This is a genomic window from Fluviicola sp. (assembly GCF_030151805.1).
Taxonomy (GTDB): Bacteria; Bacteroidota; Bacteroidia; order Flavobacteriales_D; family Crocinitomicaceae; genus Fluviicola.
The window spans coordinates 1-5,108 of record NZ_JASLCN010000318.1 but is presented as its reverse complement, the minus strand read 5'-3'; the positions used below and the strand labels follow the sequence as shown (position 1 = coordinate 5,108).

Annotated in this window: 6 protein-coding genes; 5 read left to right on the top strand and 1 reads right to left on the bottom strand. The window is 39.8% G+C overall.

The window, feature by feature from the left end; all coding sequences use genetic code 11:
• The 3 genes from Q1V93_RS12195 to Q1V93_RS12185 form a co-directional block, all read left to right on the top strand.
• The coding region (locus Q1V93_RS12195) for a pyridoxal-phosphate dependent enzyme (protein WP_300665067.1) at window positions 1–1,121 on the top strand (1,121 nt) is incomplete at its 5' end.
• A complete protein-coding gene (locus Q1V93_RS12190; protein ID WP_300665064.1) occupies window positions 1,121–1,906 on the top strand; it encodes a helical backbone metal receptor in 786 nt (261 codons plus the stop codon). The genes Q1V93_RS12195 and Q1V93_RS12190, both read left to right, overlap by 1 nt.
• Window positions 1,907–2,337: 431 nt before the next feature.
• Complete coding sequence (locus Q1V93_RS12185; RefSeq protein WP_300665062.1) at window positions 2,338–2,787, top strand: DUF2141 domain-containing protein; 450 nt, start codon at window positions 2,338–2,340, stop codon at window positions 2,785–2,787.
• A gap of 4 nt (window positions 2,788–2,791) precedes the next feature.
• On the opposite strand, the gene Q1V93_RS12180 is transcribed toward Q1V93_RS12185, so the two are convergent.
• Window positions 2,792–4,144 (bottom strand): hypothetical protein, encoded by a 1,353-nt coding sequence (locus tag Q1V93_RS12180; protein WP_300665060.1) that lies wholly within the window; start codon window positions 4,142–4,144, stop codon window positions 2,792–2,794.
• Between the two features lie 41 nt (window positions 4,145–4,185).
• On the opposite strand from Q1V93_RS12180, the gene Q1V93_RS12175 reads away from it, so the two are divergent.
• Entirely contained in the window at window positions 4,186–4,737 is a 552-nt protein-coding gene (locus Q1V93_RS12175; protein WP_300665058.1) for a 1-acyl-sn-glycerol-3-phosphate acyltransferase, read from the top strand.
• Between the two features lie 2 nt (window positions 4,738–4,739).
• Window positions 4,740–5,108: HipA family kinase (locus Q1V93_RS12170; RefSeq protein WP_367183796.1), on the top strand; the 369-nt coding region annotated here is incomplete at its 3' end.

The following is a 5,108-nucleotide window of genomic DNA, read 5'->3' as shown; positions in this document are numbered from 1 at the left end:
TGGTTGCAATCATTAAAGGTTATAAACTGATTTGTGTATTGAACGATAAGCAGTCGAAAGAAAAAATGGACATTTTGCGTGCAGTTGGTGCAGAAGTAGTTGTTTGTCCTACGGCTGTTGAGCCTTCTGACCCCCGTTCATATTATTCCGTATCCAAAAGGTTGGCGAAAGAAATTCCGAATTCCTGGTATGTGAATCAATACGATAATTTATCGAACCGCCTGGCTCATTATGAGCAAACTGGTCCTGAAATTTGGGAACAAACGGATGGAAAAGTAACTCATTTTGTTGTTGGTGTAGGAACAGGAGGAACGATTTCAGGAGTTGGTAAGTATTTGAAAGAGAAAAACCCGAATGTGAAAATCTGGGGAATCGATACATATGGTTCTGTTTTCAAGAAATACAAGGAAACAGGAATTTTCGATGAAAATGAAATTTACCCTTATATCACTGAAGGAATCGGGGAAGATATTCTTCCTGCAAACGTAGATTTCGACGTGATTGATTTGTTCGAGAAAGTAACGGATAAAGATGCTGCGGTTTACACACGCCGTTTGGCTCGTGAAGAGGGAATTTTCGTAGGAAATTCTGCAGGAGCCGCTATCGGTGGATTGTTGCAATTACAGGATCAGTTGACGGAAGACGATGTAGTGGTTGTTTTATTCCACGATCACGGAAGCCGTTATGTTGGGAAAATCTTCAACGACGATTGGATGCGTGAAAGAGGATTCCTGGAAGAAGAATTTAAAACGGCTGAAGATGTGATTGCGCGTCATGCGGATTTACCTTTGGTAACCTTGTATTCGGAAGAATTGGTGTCTCACGCCATTATGAAAATGCGCAAGTACAACATTTCCCAGATTCCGGTATTGAGAGACGGTGAATTGGTTGGTTCTTTGAATGATTCCCAGGTTTACCAATTATTGGTTGATAACCCGGCATTGAGAGATACGCCGATTTCCAAAATCATGCAAAAACCTTTCCCGGTTGTTCAGGCAAGTGCGAAGTTGGAAGATGTTGCGAAATTGATTAATGAGCAAACTCCGGCTGTGATTGTTGAACGTGCAAACGGCGACAAAAAGATTTTAACACGTCAGGATGTAATTGCGTCTTTAGCATAGTGAAAAAAATCAAATACATAGATCAAATGCAGCGAACGGTGGAAGTTAATTCCACCGTTTTGCGTATTGTGTCATTGGTTCCGTCTCAAACAGAATTACTGGTTGATCTGGGCTTGAAGGAAAAACTGGTCGGAATCACCAAATTTTGCATTCATCCTCCCGAATTGAGAAAAGAAGTGCAATTGATCGGAGGAACGAAAAATGCAAAGATCGAAGGCATTAAAGCCTTGAATCCGGATCTGATTATCGGGAATAAGGAGGAAAACAACCAGGCCGATATCGAACAATTGGAACAGGATTTTCCGGTTTGGATGAGCGATATTTTCAACCTTGCAGATGCGCTGGACATGCTCGGTAAAATCGGCGAACTTACCGGCACACAGCAAAAAGCCCAGGAATTGAGCGCTGCGATCGAAACGAATTTCGCGCAATTGAATGCATTGAAACCGACAGGAAAAAGTGTGCTGTATCTGATCTGGAAGAATCCATACCTTGCTGCCGGAAAAAATACCTTTATTGATTCCATGCTGGAGACTTTAGGATTTGAAAATGCCATGAACCAGGATCGCTATCCGGAAGTGAATTTGGAAACGATCCATCCTGATTTAATATTTCTAAGTTCAGAACCGTATCCGTTTAAAGAAAAACACATAGAGGCGTTGCAAAATCAGTTTCCCGAAAGCCAGGTTGTTTTGGTAGACGGAGAATATTTTTCCTGGTACGGTTCGCGTTTATTGGGGGCTCCGGCTTACTTTCTGGAATTGCTGAATTCTATTCCCAAATGAAGGTGATGAGTACATTTGCCACGAATTCACGAATTACTGGCGTCTAACGATGGGATTTATGTATTTTAATCAGGTAGCGCTAAAAGTATCTTTAAAAATATACAGCATACTAAATTTTAATTGATGGCTTTTAATATTTTTGATATTCAGATCTTTGCGTTCTTTCATTCTTTGCGTTCAAAATAAGGCTGGATTTATAAACCGCAGAGAAGCAGAGAGCGCAAAGATTTAGAGGTTACCTGTGTTAAGTACATAATTCCCTCTAACGATCGCCTTAATATTAGCAGTTAAAGCGTTTCTTATCTTTCCGAGATTAGACTAACAGGTAATTTGTACATTAAAAGGATATTTATCAATTGTTAAATCTGTATCGGTCATAAAACGAATTCGGACGAATCCATTAAATTTATGCGAGCATATCTATTTTTACCATGAAAAATTCAGTTCTTACTTTCGTGTTGTTAGCATTTATCTGCGTTATATCATTTTCGTTTAAAAATCCGGCTCCGACGTATCACACGATTACCGTAAAAGTGACCAATATCCGTAATAACTCGGGAAAACTTCAGTTGCAGGTTTACCGTACGTCCGAAAACTTCAAAAAGCAGCTTCCCTGGAAGGTAAAATTGTTTGATAAGGATGCAGTGAAAAACAACACGCTGACTTGTACCATTACAGGCATCGAAGAAGGAGAATACGGAGTGGCTCTTTTGGACGATGAAAATGCGAATAAAGAAATGGATTACAGCATGTTTATTCCGGATGAAGGCTTCGGCTTTTCAGATTATTATCATACGGCCTGGAGCAAACCCAAGTTTGAAGACTTCAAATTTCAATTAAAAGGAGATAAAACAGTGACGATCAAAGTTCGTTATGTGTAAGGTGTTATAGTTCGAAAACTCCCAATCCGAATACCATTTTGGAAAGCTCGTGTAACGGATGTTTTTTCTCTTTGAACAGGATTTTTCCTTCTATGGAATAACGACTTCCTTTTTCCGGTTTGATTTCAATCTGAATGGATTCGGTACTATTCAAAAAGTCGTTGAATGCTTTGATTGGTCCCATGTTTTCAATAACAGCAGTAACAAAAGTACTGCCGTAAACTTTGGTTGCTTTTTCCAAATGACCTTTAATGAAAAACACCTCATTTCCATTATAAGAAACGATTGCAGAAGGATCAACTCCGATAAAATACGTGTCCGGAGCAAGCTGTTTCAAATAATAGGAAGTATTTCCAAAACTCAGACGGAGATTTTCTCTTCGAACCGATGCCGGGAAAGCTTTCCAGAGTTCTTCTACTTTGCACTCGTTTTTGGTTTGAATAATCAGGTTCATGACCGGAACGGGTAGAAACCCGAACACTTTGGGTAAACTGTCTTTGGTGTCTTCCAGGTATGTTCCGCCGAAATCAACAGCATACGCCTGCAAATCCTTGAAATGCGGAAGCCCTTTTGGTAAAAAGTTCAGCAATGTATCGGGTAAAGCTCCTGAAATTAAACGGGAATAAACATACACTCCTTTCGGATTTAAGCCGAATTTCAAACCCGGATGAAGCTGTTTCGGATAAATTAGTCCTCCTTCCATGGTAATTTCACGATCCTGGTGCTGAATGGATAAATCCATGGAAGAAAATCCACTTTTTTCGGAACGGTTTTTCCAATGCAAGGCAATGAATTCATTCTTTTCCGGTGCTGCTTTTTGCAATTCTTTAAATGGGGAATTTAACACTTCAGCCAGAACGGATTCCAATTCTTTTTTGTTCGATTTCAGTCCGCGGATTTGATTCACATAGATTCCACAATGTCCTTTCGCTCTTCCGATTTGGGTTGATTTACAATAATCGGCAATATGCTTGTTGAATGCCGAGCTGTTTAAAGTCTGAACGGCAATTACCAGGAAATTTTTCTTGTTCCGTTCAATATTGTAAAGCACGATGTCTTCCTGGAAATCAATGAACAAAGGTTTCTTGTCCGTAGCTTCATTGGTTCCCCTTTCAATCAGATCTTTTACCTGCTGAATAAAAGCATCGTCTTTCTCTGTAAAAAGAGTCGTATATATTTCTGTTTTAATAAAAGATTCGGCATCCATCCGCAAAACCCATTTGCTGTCTTTCGGAATTGGAACAACCGGATTATTCTGATTGTTTGAAAGGAAATTAAGGCAAATAAAAATCAATAAACTGGATGCAGTAAGTAGCACTACAAGGAAAGCGGCATAAAAGCGTTTTTTTATTTGCATGTCATAAAGGTAATTTTTTCTTGAAATTGTAACTTTGTTTCATGGGAAAATTCTTTTTCTGGATACTCAAGTTATTCGGTTGGAAAATAGACAGTCATACTCCGGTTGGTATTGATAAAGCTGTAGTAGTGGTAGGTCCTCATACTTCGAACTGGGATTTTGTGATCGGTAAAATAGCTTTTGCGCATTATGGGGTGAATGCTAAATTCCTGATTAAGAAGGATTTGTTTTTCTTTCCGCTGGGTTTTATTTTGAAGGCAATGGGAGGAGTTCCGGTCGATAGAAAGAGAAATAACAACATCACCGAACAGGCGGTAAACTACTTTAAGGAGAACGAAAAGTGTTTCATGGTATTTACTCCGGAAGGAACAAGAGGGTATCAGCCGCATTGGAAAAAGGGATTTTATTACATTGCCCAAAGTTCAAATGTTCCGATTTACATTGCTTATATCGACTATAAACGCAAAATGGGTGGTTTTCATTCGCTGTTTATCCCGACCGGGAATGTGGATGCGGATATCAAATACATCAAGAATATTTTATCTGAATACACCGGGAAAGTTCCTGAGAATGGTATTCGAAAAGAGGATTAAACATGTCGGAATTTTTAAGAACAGTTAACGTGACGCGTTACATTTCACCTTTGAGAGAAGGAGGATCACTTCCGGCTTTGGTCGATGCAGATGACGATTTTAAGTACGTTTTGAAATTTCGAGGAGCAGGACACGGAGTGAAAGCATTGATCTCAGAATTTTTGGGTGGCGAAATTGCCCGGATGCTCGGTTTCAAGGTTCCGGAATTGGTTTTTGTGAACCTGGATGAGGATTTTGGTCGTTCTGAAGCAGACGAGGAAATTCAGGATTTGTTGCGCGCCAGTCACGGATTGAACCTGGGACTTCACTTCTTGTCGGGAGCAATTACTTTTGATCCGGTTGTAACGAAAGTGGATGAAGAAACGGCCTCG

Excerpts from the sequence above, each read along its gene's own strand:
- Q1V93_RS12185 (WP_300665062.1), top strand. The coding sequence starts at position 2,338 with ATGAAAAATTCAGTTCTTACTTTCGTGTTGTTAGCATTTATCTGCGTT.
- Q1V93_RS12180 (WP_300665060.1), bottom strand. The coding sequence starts at position 4,144 with ATGCAAATAAAAAAACGCTTTTATGCCGCTTTCCTTGTAGTGCTACTT.
- Q1V93_RS12175 (WP_300665058.1), top strand. The coding sequence starts at position 4,186 with ATGGGAAAATTCTTTTTCTGGATACTCAAGTTATTCGGTTGGAAAATA.